Origin of the sequence: Streptomyces sp. NPDC005775, assembly GCF_042871565.1 — a bacterium.
Classification (GTDB): Bacteria; Actinomycetota; Actinomycetes; order Streptomycetales; family Streptomycetaceae; genus Streptomyces.
The window spans coordinates 26,246-42,475 of sequence record NZ_JBIAIU010000003.1 but is presented as its reverse complement, the minus strand read 5'-3'; the positions used below and the strand labels follow the sequence as shown (position 1 = coordinate 42,475).

Below are 16,230 nucleotides of genomic sequence, written 5' to 3'. Positions count from 1 at the left end.
GAACCCGAACCGGCGGGACATCCGGACACACATGTATGTGGGGACACTGTCCTTCGATCTGCTTCTCGGCGACGTACGGTCGCTGAAGGAGAAGCGCTCCATAGTCCGTCCGATCGTTGCCGAGCTTCAGCGCAAGTACGCGGTGAGCGTGGCGGAGACGGGCGGTCAGGACCTCCATCGCAGGGCCGAGATCGGCCTCGCCGTGGTCTCCGGGGACACCGGACACCTCACAGACGTACTCGACCGGTGCGAGCGGCTGGTCGCCGGCCGGCCGGAAGTGGAGCTGCTGTCCGTACGGCGGCGGCTGCACAGCGACGAAGACGATTGAGCAGGACCCGGCCGGGAATCGTGGGTGAAGGCACGCGCGCAGCCGCGCGACGCCGCCCCCCGGTTCCCGGATCGGTCCAAAGCGAGAAGGAGACGGACCAGTGGCCGACAACGCGCGGGCTAAGAAGCTGGCGGACCTCATCCAGGAGGTGGTCGCCGAGAAACTGCAGCGTGGGATCAAGGACCCGCGCCTGGGTACGCACGTGACCATCACGGACACCCGCGTCACCGGCGACCTGCGGGAGGCCACGGTCTTCTACACGGTCTACGGCGACGACGAGGAGCGGGCGAGCGCGGCGGCCGGCCTGGAGAGCGCCAAGGGCATCCTGCGCTCCGCGGTCGGCTCCGCGGCGGGGACGAAGTTCACCCCCACCCTCTCCTTCGTGGCGGACGCGCTGCCCGAGAACGCCAAGGCGATCGAGGACCTCCTCGACCGGGTACGGGCCTCGGACGCCAAGGTGCGCGAGGCGTCCTCGGGCGCCACGTTCGCCGGCGACGCGGACCCGTACCGCAAGCCGGAGGACGAGGACACCGCCTCCGAATGACAGCGCAGAACAAGACGCCCCAGGAAGGGAGCGGGAGCGCGGCGGCCTCGGGCAAGGGTGGCGGCGGGCCGAGGGAGAGCGGACTTGTCATCGTCGACAAGCCGTCCGGCTTCACTTCGCACGACGTCGTCGCCAAGATGCGCGGCATCGCCCGGACCCGCCGCGTCGGTCACGCCGGCACGCTGGACCCGATGGCGACCGGCGTGCTCGTGCTCGGCGTCGAGAAGGCCACCAAGCTCCTCGGCCACCTCGCGCTGACCGAGAAGGAGTACCTCGGTACGATCCGGCTCGGCCAGGACACCGTCACGGACGACGCGGAGGGCGAGATCACCTCGTCCACCGACGCCTCCGCTGTGACGCGCGAGGGCATCGACGCGGGAGTCGCCGCGCTGACCGGCGCCATCATGCAGGTGCCCTCCAAGGTCAGCGCCATCAAGATCGACGGCAAGCGGTCCTACGCACGGGTGCGCGGCGGTGAGGAGTTCGAGATCCCGGCCCGGCCGGTGACCATCTCGTCCTTCCGCGTCTACGACGTCCGCGAGGCCGTCGCCGAGGACGGCACCCCGGTCGTCGACCTCGTCGTCTCCGTGGTCTGCTCCTCCGGTACGTACATCCGGGCGATCGCCCGCGACCTCGGCGCCGGGCTCGGCGTGGGCGGCCATCTGACCGCCCTGCGGCGCACCCGCGTCGGTCCGTACGGTCTCGATGGCGCGCGGACGCTCGACCAGCACCAGGAGGAGCTCGTCGTGATGCCGGTGGCCGAGGCCGCCGACTCGGCGTTCCCCCGCTGGGACGTCGACGAGAGGCGGGCCAAGCTGCTGCTCAACGGCGTGCGGCTCGACATGCCCGCCTACCCGCCGGGTCCGGTCGCGGTCTTCGGGCCCGACGGGCGGTTCCTGGTCCTCGTCGAGGAGCAGAAGGGCAAGGCCAAGAGCCTCGCCGTCTTCGCCTGACCTTCCGGGGGAGACCCCGTCGTGGAGCGGGCAGGGCCCCCCCGGGCCCGCCCCACGTCCCCCCACTGCATTCTGTCCGGCGAACGCCACCGATTCACACCAACGGGCAGGCGCTCGGAGTGAATCGGGGGTGCGAACGGGGCGCTTTTACCCCGATCGCTGCCCGCGCCGATCATCGCCGCCCTAACGTCGGATCATGGGATGCGGGGACCGGGCGACGCTGGTACGACTGTGTGATCCGGCGGGCCGGCCGCGGGGGACTGGCTTCGTCGCGGACGACCGCGGCACGGTCGTGACCAGTCACGAGGCGGTCGACGGCCTCCCGCACCTCCTGCTCCGCGGCGCGGACGGCCGGGACTGCCGCGTCGAGGCCCACGACATCACCGCCCTGCCGGAACTGGACCTCGCGCTCCTGCCCACCGGCGGCCCGGATGTCCTCGGCGTCCCGCCCCTGCCGATCGGCGCGCGGAAGCGGGTCGACGCCGGTACGTACGTGACGATCGCCGCGCACGGCTGGCGCGAGGCGCGCGTCCTCGGCGCGACCCCGGTGACGTACACCGCCTGCGGGCGCACCCACACGATCGGCCGGGCGCTGGAGCTGGCCCTCGGCACGGACGGCAGCGATGCGCTCCGGCTCGGCGGCGCGGCCGTCGGTGGGCCCGTCCTGGACCCGGAGAGCGGCGCCGTCATCGCCGTCCTCGGCTCCGCCCTGCGCGCCGGGCACGCCGTCGCCGGATGCGCGGTGCCGCTGGCCGGCCCGGACCGGGACCACCCGCTGGGTGCGCTGCTGCGGCGCAACGCGAGGGGCGTACCCGGTTACGGGGCCGATCTCAACGCGGCGGGTGCGCTCCAGCTGACCGCCACGTCCGTCGGCTCACCGGGCGGCCCCGGCGCCTGGCCCGATCCGGTGGAACGGCCCGACGTCGTCGCGGAGTGCGACGCCTTCGCGGCGGCCGCTCCGGACGGGGACGCGCATGAAGCCGCGGTGGTCCTCGCGCTGGTCGGAGCGCCGGGCACCGGCCGCACCACCGAACTCGCGGCGCTCGCCGCACGCCGGGCCCGGGGCCCGGCACCCGAGCTCACCCTGTGGCTGCGCGGCGCCGATCTGCTGGCCGGGGACGCCTCCGTCGCCGACGCGATCGCCCGCACGCTCCGGCAGGCCGGGCGCATCGTCACCGCCGCCGGAGCCGCAGGGGACATGGCGGCCGCCACTCCCGAGCGGGTGGCGCGGCTGGCCGCGGACACCGGCAGCCCACTGCTCGTCCTGCTGGACGGCCCCGAGGAAATGCCGCCCGTCCTGGCACACCGGCTGCCACGGTGGACGGCGGGCACGGTCGCCTGGCTGCGGGAACACGGGGCGCGCCTCGTCGTCGCCTGCCGGCCCGAACACTGGGAGAGCGCGGGCGCGCTCCACCCGCCCGGTGCGCTGCACCGCCCGGCCCGTCCCGCCGGGCGGCTCCCCTCGGCCGTCCGCATCGGCGACCTGACCGTGGGCCAGGCCGAGCGGGCCCGGGAGCGGTACGCCCTCCCGCCCGACGCGCTCGCCGTCGGCCACGACCGGCATCCGCTCACGCTGCGGCTCCTCGCGGAAGTGCGCGAGGCCCTGCCCGCGGACACCCCGGGGCGCCCCGGCACGGAGGAGGTCTTCGGCGCCCACCTGGACCTCATGTGCCTGCGCGTCGCGGTCCGGATCGCCGCCCAGTGGCGTCCCGCGCCGCACGGGGCGGTGGTGCGGCGGCTCGCGGCGCGGGTGGCGGGCCAGGTCCACGAGGCGGCCAGGCGCTGCCTGGGGCCGGGGCAGGGGGAGCTGGACCGGGCCGCGTTCGAGGAGGTCTTCCCGTGGCGCACCGGCTGGGCGTCGGCGGTGCTGGCCGAGGGCCTGCTGGTCCCGGCAGGGGCGGGATACCGGTTCGCGCACGAGGAGTTGGGGGACTGGATCCAGGGGGCGCATCTGGACCTGGACGCCGCACTGCGGGCGCTGGTGCACCGGTGGCACGCGGAGGCGGCGGCCGTGGAGGGCGAGGGCCGGGTGCCGCATCCGCGCCGGCCGGGCGGGGAACCCCCGGCGCGCGCACCGGGGCAGCACAGCCTTCCCGTGCCGCGCCACCGGATCGGCCCGGTGATCCAGGCGCTCCTGCTCCTGGGCCGCCGCCAGGGCCCGGCCGCCCTGGCCCACCGGCTGGCCGACCTGATCGAGGCGCTGGACCGGCTGCCGACGGGGGAGACGACACAGGCCGCGCAGGCGGCGCAGACCGCGAAGGCAACCCGGGCCGTGGAGCGCGATGCCGTCGTGTCGTCCTTCGACGCGCGCTGGTGGGCGGGGCACCTGCTGTCCGAGACGCTCCTGCGGGTCCCCGACGCCCGGCCGCACCTCGGTGTGCTCCGGCTGCTCGCCGGGCGCGTCGTCCGCAGCTCGGCCGATGCCGGCGGGACCGGTGCGCGGGCTGCGTACGCCGAGTTCGGTCCGTGGTTCTGGCGGCGGCTGCGGCTGCCCGAGGCGGACCGGATGGATCTGTTCCGGCGGCTCGTCCCGGCCGACGGGCCACCGCGCGGCGACGGTGACGGCGATCGTTTCCTGGACGCCGTGGCCCGGCGGTTCGCCGCCCATCCCCGTGTGCTCCAGCCCCTCCTGTGCACCTGGTTCACCGACGAGCAGCCGCTCGCGGCGGAGGCGGGTGTCGTCCCGCGGCCCACCGTCGCGGCGGCGGCGCAGGCGCTCCTCCACGCCCGCCGCGACCTCGCCGTGGACGACCTCACCGACGCACTCGTCTCGTCCGGCCACCCCCGCGCCGACGAACTGCTCGCCGCACTGGCCGAGGACGAACCGGCGGCGCTCTGCCGGGCCGTCGAGCGGTGGTCCCGCGACGAGGACCGCCGTGCCCGCCGGATCGCGGCAGCCTCGTACGGAGCGCTCGTGGCCCCGCACCTGACCCGCGACACGGATCGCGCGCTGCTGCGCCGCGCCGCGCTCGCCCTGCTCGCCCGCCCCGCCGACGCCGATCTGCACGGCTCGGCGCTCGCCCTGCTCGTGGCCGATCCGCAGACCCGGGACCGCTGTCTGCCGCAAGCCCTGAGGGCCTTCACCGGGGACGGGCCGAAGGTGTCCGCCGCCGCGCTCGCCGTCGCGCTGCCCACCCATCCGGAGCCGGTGCTGGCCGCGTACCGGGAGCGGCTCGCACGGCCCGGGGACGGCGCGGGTGAGGTGCTCCGCGCCCTCGCGGGGATCGACGCGCCGGCGCTGGCCCTGCACACCGCCGGGCTCGTACGCGCCTTCGTCGAGAGCCACCCCGGGGACACCTCGCACACCGCCGCGTACCTCGACCGCAGGCTGGAGCACGGGCCCGCCGCCCGGGCCCTGCTGCTTCCCCTGGTGAGCGGTCTGCTCCGGGACCGCCCGGCGCCCGCGCCGGTCCGGGGCTCGCTCGCCGGGGTGCTGGCCTCGCCCGGCAGCCCTTCGTCCCAGCACCTGCGGGACACCCTGCTGGAAGTGCTGCTGGACTTCGAGGAGGGCGCCGGCCGCCGGGACCCGGTCGTGCTGGAGGCGCTGCTGCGGGCCGCCGCGACCGGCAGCGCGGCGCGGTCACCGGCCCGCACCCGGGCCCTGGTGCACCGCACCGGGATGCTGCTGGTCCGTACCCCCGAAGGGGCCGGTGTGTTCGACCGCCTGCTGGTCGTACTCGCCCGTGACGTGCCCGGGTTCGGGACTCTGGTCATCGGGTGGCTGGCCGAGGCCCCGCAGGAGTGGGCGGCGGTCGTCGGGCCCAGCGCGCGGCACACGGTCGAGGCCCTCGGAGCCCCGATGACCATGCCGATGCAGGCCGCAGGGCGTGAGCATGGCAGTCTTAGACCTGCGTAAGAGACACACCCACGTACACAGGTTCGGGCGAGGAGCGGTCAGAGTGCAGCGCTGGCGTGGCTTGGAGGACATCCCCCAGGACTGGGGACGCAGCGTCGTCACCATCGGCTCCTATGACGGGGTGCACCGCGGACACCAGCTGATCATCGGCCGGGCCGTCGAGCGGGCCCGCGAGCTGGGGGTGCCGTCGGTCGTCGTGACGTTCGACCCGCACCCCAGCGAGGTCGTCCGGCCCGGCAGCCACCCGCCGCTGCTCGCCCCGCACCACCGCCGCGCCGAACTGATGGCCGAGCTCGGCGTGGACGCGGTGCTGATCCTGCCGTTCACCACCGAGTTCTCGAAGCTGGCTCCGGCGGACTTCATCGTGAAGGTGCTCGTCGACAAGCTGCACGCCCAGCTGGTCATCGAGGGCCCCAACTTCCGGTTCGGCCACAAGGCCGCCGGGAACGTGGGCCTGCTCACCGAGCTCGGCGACACCTACGACTACCGCGTCGAGGTCATCGATCTGCGGGTGCGCGGCGAGGCCGGCGGCGGTGAGCCGTTCTCCTCGACCCTCACCCGGCGCCTGGTCGCCGAGGGGGACGTGGCCGGTGCCGCGGAGATCCTCGGCCGTCCGCACCGCGTCGAGGGCATCGTCGTCCGCGGGGCGCAGCGCGGCCGCGAACTCGGCTTCCCCACCGCGAACGTGGAGACCCTGCCGCACACCGCGATCCCGGCCGACGGCGTGTACGCGGGCTGGCTGCATGTGAACGGCGAGGCGATGCCCGCCGCGATCTCGGTCGGCACCAATCCGCAGTTCGACGGCACGGAGCGGACGGTGGAGGCGTACGCGATCGACCGCGTCGGCCTCGACCTGTACGGCCTGCACGTCGCCGTGGACTTCCTCGCGTACGTGCGGGGCATGCTGAAGTTCGACTCGATCGACGATCTGCTCGTGGCGATGGCCGCCGACGTGAAGCGGTGCAGCGAGCTGATCTCCGCGTACGACCGGGGCTGACGGCTCGCCTCGCCCCGACGGCTTCGGCCGGGACCGCGATCACGCGGTCCCGGCCGAAGCCGTCGTACGCGTCAGCTGTTCAGCTCCTCCAGCGTCTTCCCCTTGGTCTCCACGGCGAACAGCGCGATCACCGCGCCCGCCACGGCCACACAGCCCAGCTGGGTGAAGACCATGGTCAGGCCGGCGCCCGAGCCGATGATCGCGCCGACCACGATCGGTCCGAGGATGACTCCGAGCCGGTTCCACACCCCGCCGAACGAGGCCCCGCGCGCCCGGCTCCGGGTGGGATAGAGCTCGGGTGCGTAGAGGTAGAGGCTCACATTGGTGGCGAAGACGAACAGCGTCGAGACCGAGGCCCACAACGCGACCTGGCCGCCGGACGTGGCGCCGGAGACCGCCAGTGCGAGCAGGGCGACGGCCGCCCCGCCGAGACCGACGGTCAGGCACACCCGGCGTCCCACCCTGTCGATGACGAGCGCGACCAGCAGACAGCCGAGCAGACCCGTCACATTGCTCAGCAGCGAGTAGTTGAGCGCGGTGCGCAGATCGAGACCGAACTCCTTGGTGTAGAGCGACGGCAGCCAGGCCGCGATGCCGTGGTTGACGTAGTACGCGACGAACCACAGCGCCGACACCACGACCGTGCGCCGCAGGTAGCGGCCCGTGAAGAGGTCCCGCAGCCCGCCCCGGGAGGCCTCGACGACCGTCGCCGGGCCGGGGTCGGGGAGCGGGGCTCCGGTCGACTTCACCACGTCCTTCTCGATCCGGGCGATGACCTCTTCGGCCTCGGTGACGCGTCCCCGGGAGAGCAGCCAGCGGGGCGACTCCGGCACCTGGCGGCGCAGGGCGACGACGAGGAGGACGGGCAGGGCGCCGATCACGAACATCACCCGCCAGCCGAAGCTGGGCACCACCCAGCTCGCGACGAGCGTGGCCACCGTGAGACCGGCCGGGAAGATGAGCTCGTACAGCAGCACGAACCGGCCGCGGTGTTCCGCCCGTGCGATCTCGTTGATGTACGTGGCGGCGACCGGTACCACCCCGCCGATCCCGAGGCCCTGAACGAACCGGAAGAGGGTGAACAGGGTGAATCCGGGCGAGAACGCGACAGCCAGGCTGGCCAGCGCCGTCACGGCGACACCGAGGGCCACGGTGTTCACCCGGCCCATCCGGTCGCCGAGCCAGCCGGCGACGAGCGCGCCGAGCAGCATGCCGACGGAGCCGCTGGTGACGATCATCGTGCCCTGGCCGGTGCTCAGCTTCCACTGTTCGGTCAGGACGGGCAGCGCGGAGGCGGTCAGCAACTGGTCGAACGCCTCGAAGAACGTGACGGTGCCGATCAGTGTGCGGACCTTGATGTGCCAGCGAGAGCTCGGCAGACGTTCGAGTCTGGCCGAGACGGAGCTCACGGCGGGGCCGTTGGCCACGATTGACATGGGGATCCTTCCGCGAACAGGAGTTGCGGTGACCCTAGGAAGAAGTGTCTTAGCGGTCAATGACTAAGCACTTAAATGTTATGAGGGCTCCCGAGAGCAGGAGTCGGAGGCGGGCGCCGGTTGTATCGTGAACACCTCGCCGCCGCACCGTGCGCGGTGTTTCCGGAAGGAGGCGCGGGGGCCCGGCACCGCACCGTCCTCCCATCGCCCATGACCCGTAGAGCATCCGGCCGCCCCGACGCGGTCGACCTCGTCCTCGAGCAGTGGAAGCGTGAACTCCCGACCCTGGACGCCTCGCCGATGGAGGTGCTCGGCCGGCTCCACCGAAGCTTCCTGCGATACCAGGCGCTGCTCTCCGAACTCTTCGAATGCTTCGACCTGAACATGGCTTCCTTCGATGTGCTGGCGGCGCTGCGCAGGTCAGGGCCACCGTACCGGCAGACCGCCGGACAGCTCGCGGACATCGCCCTGGTCACCACGGGCGGCATCACGCTGCGGCTGGACCGGCTGGAGAAGGCCGGTCTGGTGACCCGGGAGCGCGACGCGAAGGACCGCAGGGTCGTGTACGCGTGCCTGACCGAGCGAGGCGTCGAGGTCGCCGATGTGGTCGCCGTCGCACACTTCGCCAACGAGGAGCGGATGCTCGCGGAACTCTCCGACGCCGAACGGCACCGGCTGGGCCGGCTGCTCGGCAAGCTCGAACGCTCGCTGGAGACGGCGGAACGGACTCCGCCGGACCGTGCCGCGTTGACGGCGGCCATGCGTAAGGATTCGGTGCATAATCCATAGTGCTCGGTATCTGAGTGCTCAGGCTTTCCCCCATCGGGCGTGCCGGGGCCCGGGTGCCGGCCCCGAGGAGAGGTTCGTACCGTGCGTGAACTGCTGTCGGAACTGCGCGCCTGGCACGAGGCAGGCACGCCCTTCGCACTGGCGACCGTCGTCTCCGTCCGCGGCAGCGCTCCCCGGGCGCCCGGCGCCATGATGGCCGTGACCGCCGACGGCACGGTGGCGGGCAGCGTCTCCGGGGGGTGCGTCGAGGGAGCGGTGTACGAGGTGGCCGGCGAGGTGCTCGCCACCGGGACCCCGCAGCTGCGGTCGTACGGGATCAGTGACGACGAGGCGTTCGGCGTCGGCCTGACGTGCGGCGGCACGATCGATGTCCTCGTCGCCCCCTTCGCCGCGGCCACCGACCGGACGTGGCTCCGGGACGTGGCCGAGACCGTCGCACGCGGTGAACCCGTCGCCGTCGCCACCCTCCTCCCGGACGCCGGTGCGGGTGCGCGACGGGTGGTGCGGGGGGACGGCGCGGAGGGAACGCTCGGCGACGAGGGGCTCGACGCGGCCGTCACCGACGATGCGCGGGGCCTGCTCGCCCAGGGCGCGACGGGCTGTCAGCGCTACGGCGCCCACGGCGAACGCCGGATGCAGGACGTGTCCGTCTTCATCCAGACGTACGCGCCACCGCCCCGCATGATCGTCTTCGGCGCCATCGACCACGCGGCGGCCACCGCCCGTATCGGTTCCTTCCTCGGCTACCGGGTCACCGTGTGCGACGCCCGCCCCGCCTTCGCGACCCGCGAGCGCTTCCCCACCGCCGACGAGGTCGTCCGCGCCTGGCCGCACACCTATCTGTCGGACACGGACGTCGACGCGCGCACCGTCCTGTGCGTGCTCACCCACGACCCGAAGTTCGACGTTCCCCTGCTGGTCGCCGCACTGCGCACCCCCGCGGCCTACATCGGGGTGATGGGCAGCCGCCGCACCCACCTCGACCGGGTGGCGCGACTGCGGGAGGAGGGAGTGGGCGAGGCCGAGCTCGCCCGGCTGGCCTCACCCGTCGGGCTCGACATCGGAGCCCGGACGCCGGAGGAGACGGCCGTCTCGATCGCCGCGGAGATCATCCAGCACCGGTGGGGCGGCACCGGGCAGCCGCTCGGCGAGCGGTCCGGCGCGATCCACCACCACGGCCGGCGGTAGCGGGCGGCCCCCCCGAATCCGAGGACCTAGGGCCGCGCCACCGCCGCCCAGTGGCACGCCACCTGGGTCTCGCCGCCGCCCGCGAGCACCGGCAGGTCCTTCGTACGACAGGCGTCGGCGACACCCGCCCGCTCCGCCTCGCCCGAGGCCAGGACCTGGCAGCGCAGGTGGAAGCGGCAGCCGGACGGCACCTTGGACGGGTCCGGCGGCTCGCCGGTCAGCACCACCGGTTCGCCCTCGGCCTCCGGCAGCACCGACAGCAGCGCCTTGGTGTACGGATGCTGCGGAGCCGTGAGGATCTGCTCCACGTCCCCCGTCTCCACGATCCGGCCGAGATACATCACCGCCACCCGGTCCGCGATGTTCCACGCGAGACCGAGGTCGTGCGTGACGACCAGCGCGGACAGACCCAGTTCGTCCCGCAGGCGCAGCAGCAGCGCCAGGATCTCGCCGCGCACCGACGCGTCCAGGGAGGCCACCGGCTCGTCGGCCACGATGAGTTCCGGCTCCAGGACCAGCGCGCCCGCGATCACGACCCGCTGACGCTGACCGCCCGACAGCTCGTGCGGGTAGCGCAGGAAGAACCGCTCCGGGGGCCGGAGCCCCGCCCGGGACAGCGCGTCGGCCACCGCCTTCCGCTCGTCGCCCGGATAGCGGTGGATGCGCAGCCCCTCGGCCACGGCGTCGTACACCGTGTGCCGCGGGTTCAGTGAACCGCTGGGGTCCTGGAGCACCAGCTGGACCCGCTTGCGGTACGCCTTCAGCGCCCGGCTCCCGTAGTCGAGCGGCTTGCCGTCGAACGTGACCTGTCCGCCCGTCGGCGGGACCAGGCCCAGCAGTGAGCGGGCCAGGGTCGTCTTGCCGCATCCCGACTCGCCGACCAGCGCGACGATCTCACCGGGGCGGATGTCCAGGTCGACCCCGTCCACCGCGCGCGCCGGGTCGGCTCCGTGCCTGCCGGGGAACGCGATCCGCAGGTCCCGCGCGCTGAGCAGGTCCGTGGTGGTGGTCATGATGTGCTCCTTGCTTCCTCGGCGCCCTGTGGGGCCGCGGCCCCGTCCGGCCCCACCAGCACACACGCGGCCTCCCGCCCGGGCCCCGCCACCCGCAGCACCTGGTCCTGCGTGGCGCAGGAGTCCAGGGCCACCGTGCAGCGCGGATGGAACGTGCAGCCGGGCGGCAGCGCCGACGGGTCGGGCGGATCGCCCGGCAGCCCGCGGGGCGCGAACCGCGAGGCCGGGTCCCCGATCCGCGGGAAGGCGCCCGACAGGGCCTTGCTGTACGGGTGGTGCGCCCGCTCGTAGACCTCGGACGCCGGGCCCTGCTCCACGACCCGTCCCGCGTACATCACCGCGAGCCGGTCGCAGGTGTCCGAGAGCACCGCGAGGTCATGGCTGATCATGATCAGTCCGAGGTCCTGCTCGGAGACCAGCTGCTCGATCAGCCGCAGGATCTGGGCCTGGATCATCACGTCGAGGGCCGTCGTCGGCTCGTCCGCGATGATCAGCCCCGGATCGCAGGCCAGCGCCATCGCGATCATCACGCGCTGCCGCTGCCCGCCGGAGAGCTCGTGCGGATAGGCGTCCGCCCGGGCGGCGGGCAGACCCACCTGCTCCAGCAGCTCACCGGCGCGCTTGCGCGCGGCGGCCTGCGTCGTCCTCTTGTGCAGCACGATCGGCTCGGCGATCTGGTCCCCGATGCGGTGCACCGCGTTGAGCGAGTGCATCGCGCCCTGGAAGACGATCGAGGCGCCCGCCCAGCGCACGGCCCTGACCTGACCCCACTTCATGGCGAGGACGTCCTCGCCGTTCAGCAGGATCTCGCCGGTGACCTTCGCGCCCGCAGGCAGCAGCCGCAGCAGTGCGAGCGCCAGCGTGGACTTCCCACAGCCGGACTCCCCGGCGATGCCGAGCTTCCGGCCGGCGTCGACCTCCAGATTCACCCCACGGACCGCCCGGGCCCCGCCCGCGTACGTCACCGTCAGATCGCGTACCTCGAGAAGAGGCGTCTTACGGATGCTCGTCGTGCTCAACGGGCCACCCCCAGCTTGGGATTGAGGACGGTCTCGATGGCGCGGCCGCACAGCGTGAACGCCAGGGCCACCAGGGCGATCGCGATGCCGGGGGGCGCCAGGTACCACCAGTCGCCCGCGCTCACCGCACCGGCTTCGCGCGCGTCCTGGAGCATGCCGCCCCAGGAGGTGATGGTCGGGTCGCCGAGCCCGAGGAAGGCCAGCGTGGCCTCCGTCAGGATCGCGCTGGAGATCACCAGCGTGGTCTGCGCGAGCACCAGCGGCATCACGTTCGGCAGGACGTGCCGGAGCATGATGTGTCCGTGCCCGCCGCCCAGCGCGCGGGCCCGCTCGATGTACGGGCGGGACTCCACGGCGAGGGTCTGCGCCCGTACCAGCCGGGCGGTCGTCGGCCAGGTGGTGACGCCGATGGCGATGATGACCGTCCACAGGGAGCGGTCCATCACGGTGGCGAGCGCGATGGCCAGAACCAGGGTCGGCATCACCAGGAACCAGTCGGTGACCCGCATCAGGACCGTCGAGTACCAGCCGCGGAAGTGCCCCGCGACGATCCCGACGACCGTACCGATGGCCACGCAGAGGAAGGCCGCGAGCAGCCCCACCGTCAGCGAGACGCGCGCACCCCAGATCAGCAGGGCGAGGACACTACGGCCGAACTGATCGGTCCCGAGCGGGAACTCGCCGCTCGGCGACTCCAGGGCGCCGCCCGGTGCCTCGGTGACGCTCTGCGCGTCCGCGCCCGTCAGTACGGGCGCGCACACCGCGATCAGCGCGATCAGGATGAGCCCGGCAAGCCCCCACAGGCCACCGCGGTGGCTGCGGTACTCCCGCCAGAACCGGGCCACGGAACGGCGCTTGCGGGCCCGGGCCAGTGCGCTCGCGCTCTTGGCTTCTTCGGGCCCGGACTCCTCGGGCGCGGGGACCTCGGCCCCCGGTGTGGACGCGGGCATGGATTCGGTCGTCATCGGCCCACCCGGGGATCGAGCAGCGGATACAGCAGGTCGGCCAGGGTGTTCGCCAGGATCACCGCGGTGGCGAAGACGAAGAACAGCCCCTGGACGAGCGGAAGGTCGGGGACACTCAGCCCCTGGTAGAAGAGTCCGCCCAGACCCGGCCAGGAGAAGACGGTCTCCACCAGGATCTGTCCCGCGACCACATGGCCCAGGTTGACGAACATCAGCGTGAAGGTCGGGAGCATCGCGTTGGGGACGGCGTGCCGGCGGCGGACGGTGTCGTCGCGCAGCCCCTTCGCGCGCGCCGTCGTCAGATAGTCGCTGCCCATCTCGTCGAGGAGCGAGGAGCGCATCACGAGGAGCGTCTGCGCGTAGCCGACCGCGACCAGGGTGATCACGGGGAGCACCATGTGGTGCGCGACGTCGAGCACGTACGCGAAGCCCGACTCGTTGCCCGACTCCAGCCCGCCGGTCGGGAACATGCCCGGGATCGGTCCGACGCCCACGGAGAAGACGATGATCAGGAGCAGGCCGAGCCAGAACGAGGGCACGGAGTAGAGCGTGAGCGCCAGCGCGGTGTTGAACCGGTCGCTCTTGGACCCGTTGCGCCAGGCGGTACGGGTGCCGAGCCAGATGCCCAGCGCGCTGTAGAGGACGTACGCCGTTCCGGTGAGGAGCAGGGTCGCCGGGAGCGCCTCGGTGATCTTGTCCATGACCGGCGCGTGGTACTGGAAGGAGGTGCCGAAGTCGCCGGTGAGCGCGTCGCCCACGTAGCTGGTGAACTGCTGCCACATCGGCTGGTCGAGACCGAACTGGTGACGCAGTGATTCGAGTTGCTCGGCGGACACGCGGCGCCCGCCGGTCATCTGCTTCACCGGGTCGCTGGGGATCAGCCGGAAGAGGAAGAAGCTGGTGACCAGTACGGCGAACAGCGAGACGGCCGCGCCGACGATCTTGCCGGCCACGTACTTCAGATAGGCCTTGGTGTTGCGCGCCCGTGGGCCGCGGGCGGCCGGAGAGGCGGCCGGAGCCGGACCTTCCGTGTCCGCGTCCGCCTGTTTCACGAGCGCCGGAGTGCTGTCAGCTGTCATGGGAACTCTCGTTACTCGTGCTGCGCTTAGAGGGAGCGGCCGGCGGGGCCCAGCTGTCCGGGCCCCGCCCCGTTCGCTCTCATCCCGTCCGCGGGGACTACCCGCGGTCCGCGGAACTACTCGCGGTCGTCCGCTGTGGTGCGGCGGCGCCGGGAGAGGAGGAACCCGCCACCGGCGAGTACCACCACGGCCACGACGATGCCGATGACGATCCCGGTGGAGCCCGAACCGGAGTCGCTGTCACCGTTCGCGTCGTCACCGCCCGCCGGAACGGCCGACCACCAGCTCCAGTACCCGTCCTGGCCGTAGATGTTGCCGGCCGCCTCGGGCATGGTCGTGATCGACTCGATCTGGTCGGTGCGGTAGGCCTCGACCGCGTTCGGGTACGCGATGACGCTCATGTACCCGGAGTCGTACAGCCACGACTGCATCTGTCCGACGAGGTCCGCCCGCTTGGCGGGGTCGTACTCGGCGAGCTGCTTCTTGTAGAGGCCGTCGTACGTCTTGTCACAGATGAAGTTGTCCGTGGCCGCGCTCGCCTTGGCCTTGGCCGGCAGGGCGGCGCAGGTGTGGATGCCGAGGACGAAGTCCGGGTCCGGGTTGACGGACCAGCCGTCGAAGGCGAGGTCGTACTCACCGGCGTACCAGGGCACGGAGACGTCGTCGAGGCAGTCGACCTTGAGGCCGACGCCGAGCTTGCCCCACCACTCCTTGAGGTACTTGCCGATCGCCTTGTCGTTCGGGTCCGTCGCGTGGCACAGGATGCGCAGGTCGAGCGCCTTGCCGTCCTTGCCGACGCGCTTGCCGCCCTTGAGCTCGTAACCCGCCTGGTCCAGCAGCTGCCCGGCCTTGGCGGGGTCGTACGCGAGGCTCTGGCTCGCCGACGGCTGCCAGGCGTACTCCGAGAAGCGCGGCGGGATGTAGCCCTGGCCCTCGACGGCGTGGCCCTGGAAGACCTTGTCGATGATCGTCTTGCGGTCGATCGACAGGAACAGCGCCTGACGGACCTTCTGGTCGAGCAGCGCCTTGTTGCCGTTGCCGAACTTCTTGCCGTCCTTGGTCTGCGCGCCCGGGTTGGTGGCCAGCGCGAAGAAGCGGCGGCCCGGGCCCTCGTTGACCTTGATGTTCGCGTCGCCCTTGAGCGAGTTGGCCTGGGCGGGCGTCAGCGCGGGCGAGCCGGCGACGAAGGAGACCTCGCCCTTGCGGAGTGCGGCGACCGCGGCGTCCTGGTCCTTGTACGTCTTGAAGACCAGTTCGTCGAACTTGGGCTTGCCGCGCCAGAAGTCCTTGTTGGCCTTGAGCTTCACGTACTGGTCGACCTTGTAGTCGCTCAGCACGAAGGGCCCGTTGCCCACGATCGGGAACGCGGTGTCGTTGTTGAACTTCGAGAAGTCCTTGACCTTCTCCCAGACGTGCCGGGGGACGATCGGGACGTCGAGCGCGGCCATCGTGGCCTGCGGTTCCTTGAGCTCGATGACCAGCTTTGTCGGGCTGGGCGCCGTCACCTTCTTGAAGTTGGTGACGAAGCTGCCGTTCGCCTGGGCGGCGCCCTCGTCGTCCATGATCTTGTTGAACGTCCAGGCCGCGTCCTCGGCGGTGGCCTGCTGACCGTCCGACCACTTGGAATTGGACCGAATGGTGTACGTCCACGTCAGCTTGTCGGCCGACGGCTCCCACTTGGTGGCGAGACCCGGGACGGCGTGATTGTCCTTCGGGTCGTAGTTGGTGAGGAAGTCGTACATGAGCCGGGAAACGCTCGTGCTCAGCAGCTTCTGGGCGAGGAACGGGCTCAGGGAGTCGACGCTCTGCGCGACGGCGACGGTCAGCGTCCTGCCGCCGCTGTCGGCGGCCTGCGCCTGCTGGGGCGCGGGCCCGAAGGGCACACCCGGCACGACGGACCCGGCCGCGAGAGCGAGGGCGGCGGCGCCGGAGGCCAGGAGAATACGCAGACGTGAGCGTGGCTGGGCTGAGGGCGGTGGAACTCTTTCGACCATGGTCAGGGACCTCGCGTCAGGACTCGCACGGAGAAGGCGGGTTGATCTGTGGTTCGCCAGCTGGTGAAG

At 72.3% G+C, this 16,230-nt stretch carries 13 protein-coding genes; 7 read left to right on the top strand and 6 right to left on the bottom strand.

All coding sequences use genetic code 11. The features are described from left to right. The first annotated feature begins 31 nt into the window (after positions 1-31). The 5 genes from ACFYPA_RS07600 to ACFYPA_RS07580 all read left to right on the top strand — a co-directional run bounded on the left by ACFYPA_RS07600 (position 32) and on the right by ACFYPA_RS07580 (position 6,678). On the top strand, positions 32-328 hold the full coding sequence (locus ACFYPA_RS07600; RefSeq protein ID WP_326739190.1) for a DUF503 domain-containing protein: 297 nt from the start codon (positions 32-34) through the stop codon (positions 326-328). 100 nt (positions 329-428) lie between these two features. Beyond that, the gene (gene rbfA / locus ACFYPA_RS07595) at positions 429-872 is read left to right on the top strand and encodes a 30S ribosome-binding factor RbfA (RefSeq protein ID WP_359077714.1); all 444 of its coding nucleotides are present in this window, start codon (positions 429-431) and stop codon (positions 870-872) included. Then, positions 869-1,825 carry a tRNA pseudouridine(55) synthase TruB gene (gene truB, locus ACFYPA_RS07590; RefSeq protein WP_389130473.1) on the top strand — a complete coding sequence of 319 codons (957 nt, stop codon included), beginning with the start codon at positions 869-871 and terminating at the stop codon, positions 1,823-1,825. The genes rbfA and truB overlap by 4 nt, the downstream gene beginning before the upstream one ends. A gap of 196 nt (positions 1,826-2,021) precedes the next feature. Continuing rightward, positions 2,022-5,681, top strand: a complete 3,660-nt coding sequence (locus ACFYPA_RS07585; RefSeq protein WP_389130471.1) for a trypsin-like peptidase domain-containing protein — start codon at positions 2,022-2,024, stop codon at positions 5,679-5,681. Positions 5,682-5,724: 43 nt separating this feature from the next. Further along, positions 5,725-6,678 carry a bifunctional riboflavin kinase/FAD synthetase gene (locus tag ACFYPA_RS07580; RefSeq protein WP_389130468.1) on the top strand — a complete coding sequence of 318 codons (954 nt, stop codon included), beginning with the start codon at positions 5,725-5,727 and terminating at the stop codon, positions 6,676-6,678. Positions 6,679-6,749: 71 nt separating this feature from the next. Here ACFYPA_RS07580 and ACFYPA_RS07575 read toward each other — a convergent pair whose 3' ends face one another. Further along, positions 6,750-8,114 (bottom strand): MFS transporter, encoded by a 1,365-nt coding sequence (locus ACFYPA_RS07575; protein WP_389130466.1) that lies wholly within the window; start codon positions 8,112-8,114, stop codon positions 6,750-6,752. 210 nt (positions 8,115-8,324) lie between these two features. Between ACFYPA_RS07575 and ACFYPA_RS07570 the strand changes: the two genes are divergently transcribed. Together ACFYPA_RS07570 and ACFYPA_RS07565 are read left to right on the top strand one after the other, a co-directional pair. Then, positions 8,325-8,903 (top strand): MarR family transcriptional regulator, encoded by a 579-nt coding sequence (locus ACFYPA_RS07570; protein WP_359077723.1) that lies wholly within the window; start codon positions 8,325-8,327, stop codon positions 8,901-8,903. Between the two features lie 81 nt (positions 8,904-8,984). Continuing rightward, positions 8,985-10,091, top strand: coding sequence for an XdhC family protein (locus ACFYPA_RS07565; protein WP_389130463.1), 1,107 nt, complete (start codon positions 8,985-8,987; stop codon positions 10,089-10,091). Between the two features lie 26 nt (positions 10,092-10,117). Here ACFYPA_RS07565 and ACFYPA_RS07560 read toward each other — a convergent pair whose 3' ends face one another. The 5 genes from ACFYPA_RS07560 to ACFYPA_RS07540 all read right to left on the bottom strand — a co-directional run bounded on the left by ACFYPA_RS07560 (position 10,118) and on the right by ACFYPA_RS07540 (position 16,161). Then, complete coding sequence (locus tag ACFYPA_RS07560; protein ID WP_359077727.1) at positions 10,118-11,104, bottom strand: ABC transporter ATP-binding protein; 987 nt, start codon at positions 11,102-11,104, stop codon at positions 10,118-10,120. Then, positions 11,101-12,123, bottom strand: coding sequence for an ABC transporter ATP-binding protein (locus tag ACFYPA_RS07555; RefSeq protein ID WP_359077729.1), 1,023 nt, complete (start codon positions 12,121-12,123; stop codon positions 11,101-11,103). The genes ACFYPA_RS07560 and ACFYPA_RS07555 overlap by 4 nt, the downstream gene beginning before the upstream one ends. Next, positions 12,120-13,088 carry an ABC transporter permease gene (locus tag ACFYPA_RS07550; RefSeq protein ID WP_389130460.1) on the bottom strand — a complete coding sequence of 323 codons (969 nt, stop codon included), beginning with the start codon at positions 13,086-13,088 and terminating at the stop codon, positions 12,120-12,122. Before ACFYPA_RS07550 ends, ACFYPA_RS07555 begins: the two co-directional genes overlap by 4 nt. Continuing rightward, a complete protein-coding gene (locus tag ACFYPA_RS07545) occupies positions 13,085-14,167 on the bottom strand; it encodes an ABC transporter permease (RefSeq protein ID WP_359077731.1) in 1,083 nt (360 codons plus the stop codon). Before ACFYPA_RS07545 ends, ACFYPA_RS07550 begins: the two co-directional genes overlap by 4 nt. Before the next feature lie 116 nt (positions 14,168-14,283). Next, positions 14,284-16,161, bottom strand: a complete 1,878-nt coding sequence (locus tag ACFYPA_RS07540; protein ID WP_359077733.1) for an ABC transporter substrate-binding protein — start codon at positions 16,159-16,161, stop codon at positions 14,284-14,286. Positions 16,162-16,230 lie beyond the last annotated feature (69 nt).

What these genes read in the sequence shown, in the direction of transcription:
- ACFYPA_RS07560 (WP_359077727.1), bottom strand. Translation starts at nt 11,104, where the DNA reads ATGACCACCACCACGGACCTGCTCAGCGCGCGGGACCTGCGGATCGCG.
- ACFYPA_RS07545 (WP_359077731.1), bottom strand. Translation starts at nt 14,167, where the DNA reads ATGACAGCTGACAGCACTCCGGCGCTCGTGAAACAGGCGGACGCGGAC.
- ACFYPA_RS07575 (WP_389130466.1), bottom strand. Translation starts at nt 8,114, where the DNA reads ATGTCAATCGTGGCCAACGGCCCCGCCGTGAGCTCCGTCTCGGCCAGA.
- ACFYPA_RS07600 (WP_326739190.1), top strand. Translation starts at nt 32, where the DNA reads ATGTATGTGGGGACACTGTCCTTCGATCTGCTTCTCGGCGACGTACGG.
- truB (WP_389130473.1), top strand. Translation starts at nt 869, where the DNA reads ATGACAGCGCAGAACAAGACGCCCCAGGAAGGGAGCGGGAGCGCGGCG.
- ACFYPA_RS07585 (WP_389130471.1), top strand. Translation starts at nt 2,022, where the DNA reads ATGGGATGCGGGGACCGGGCGACGCTGGTACGACTGTGTGATCCGGCG.
- ACFYPA_RS07540 (WP_359077733.1), bottom strand. Translation starts at nt 16,161, where the DNA reads ATGGTCGAAAGAGTTCCACCGCCCTCAGCCCAGCCACGCTCACGTCTG.
- ACFYPA_RS07570 (WP_359077723.1), top strand. Translation starts at nt 8,325, where the DNA reads ATGACCCGTAGAGCATCCGGCCGCCCCGACGCGGTCGACCTCGTCCTC.
- ACFYPA_RS07550 (WP_389130460.1), bottom strand. Translation starts at nt 13,088, where the DNA reads ATGACGACCGAATCCATGCCCGCGTCCACACCGGGGGCCGAGGTCCCC.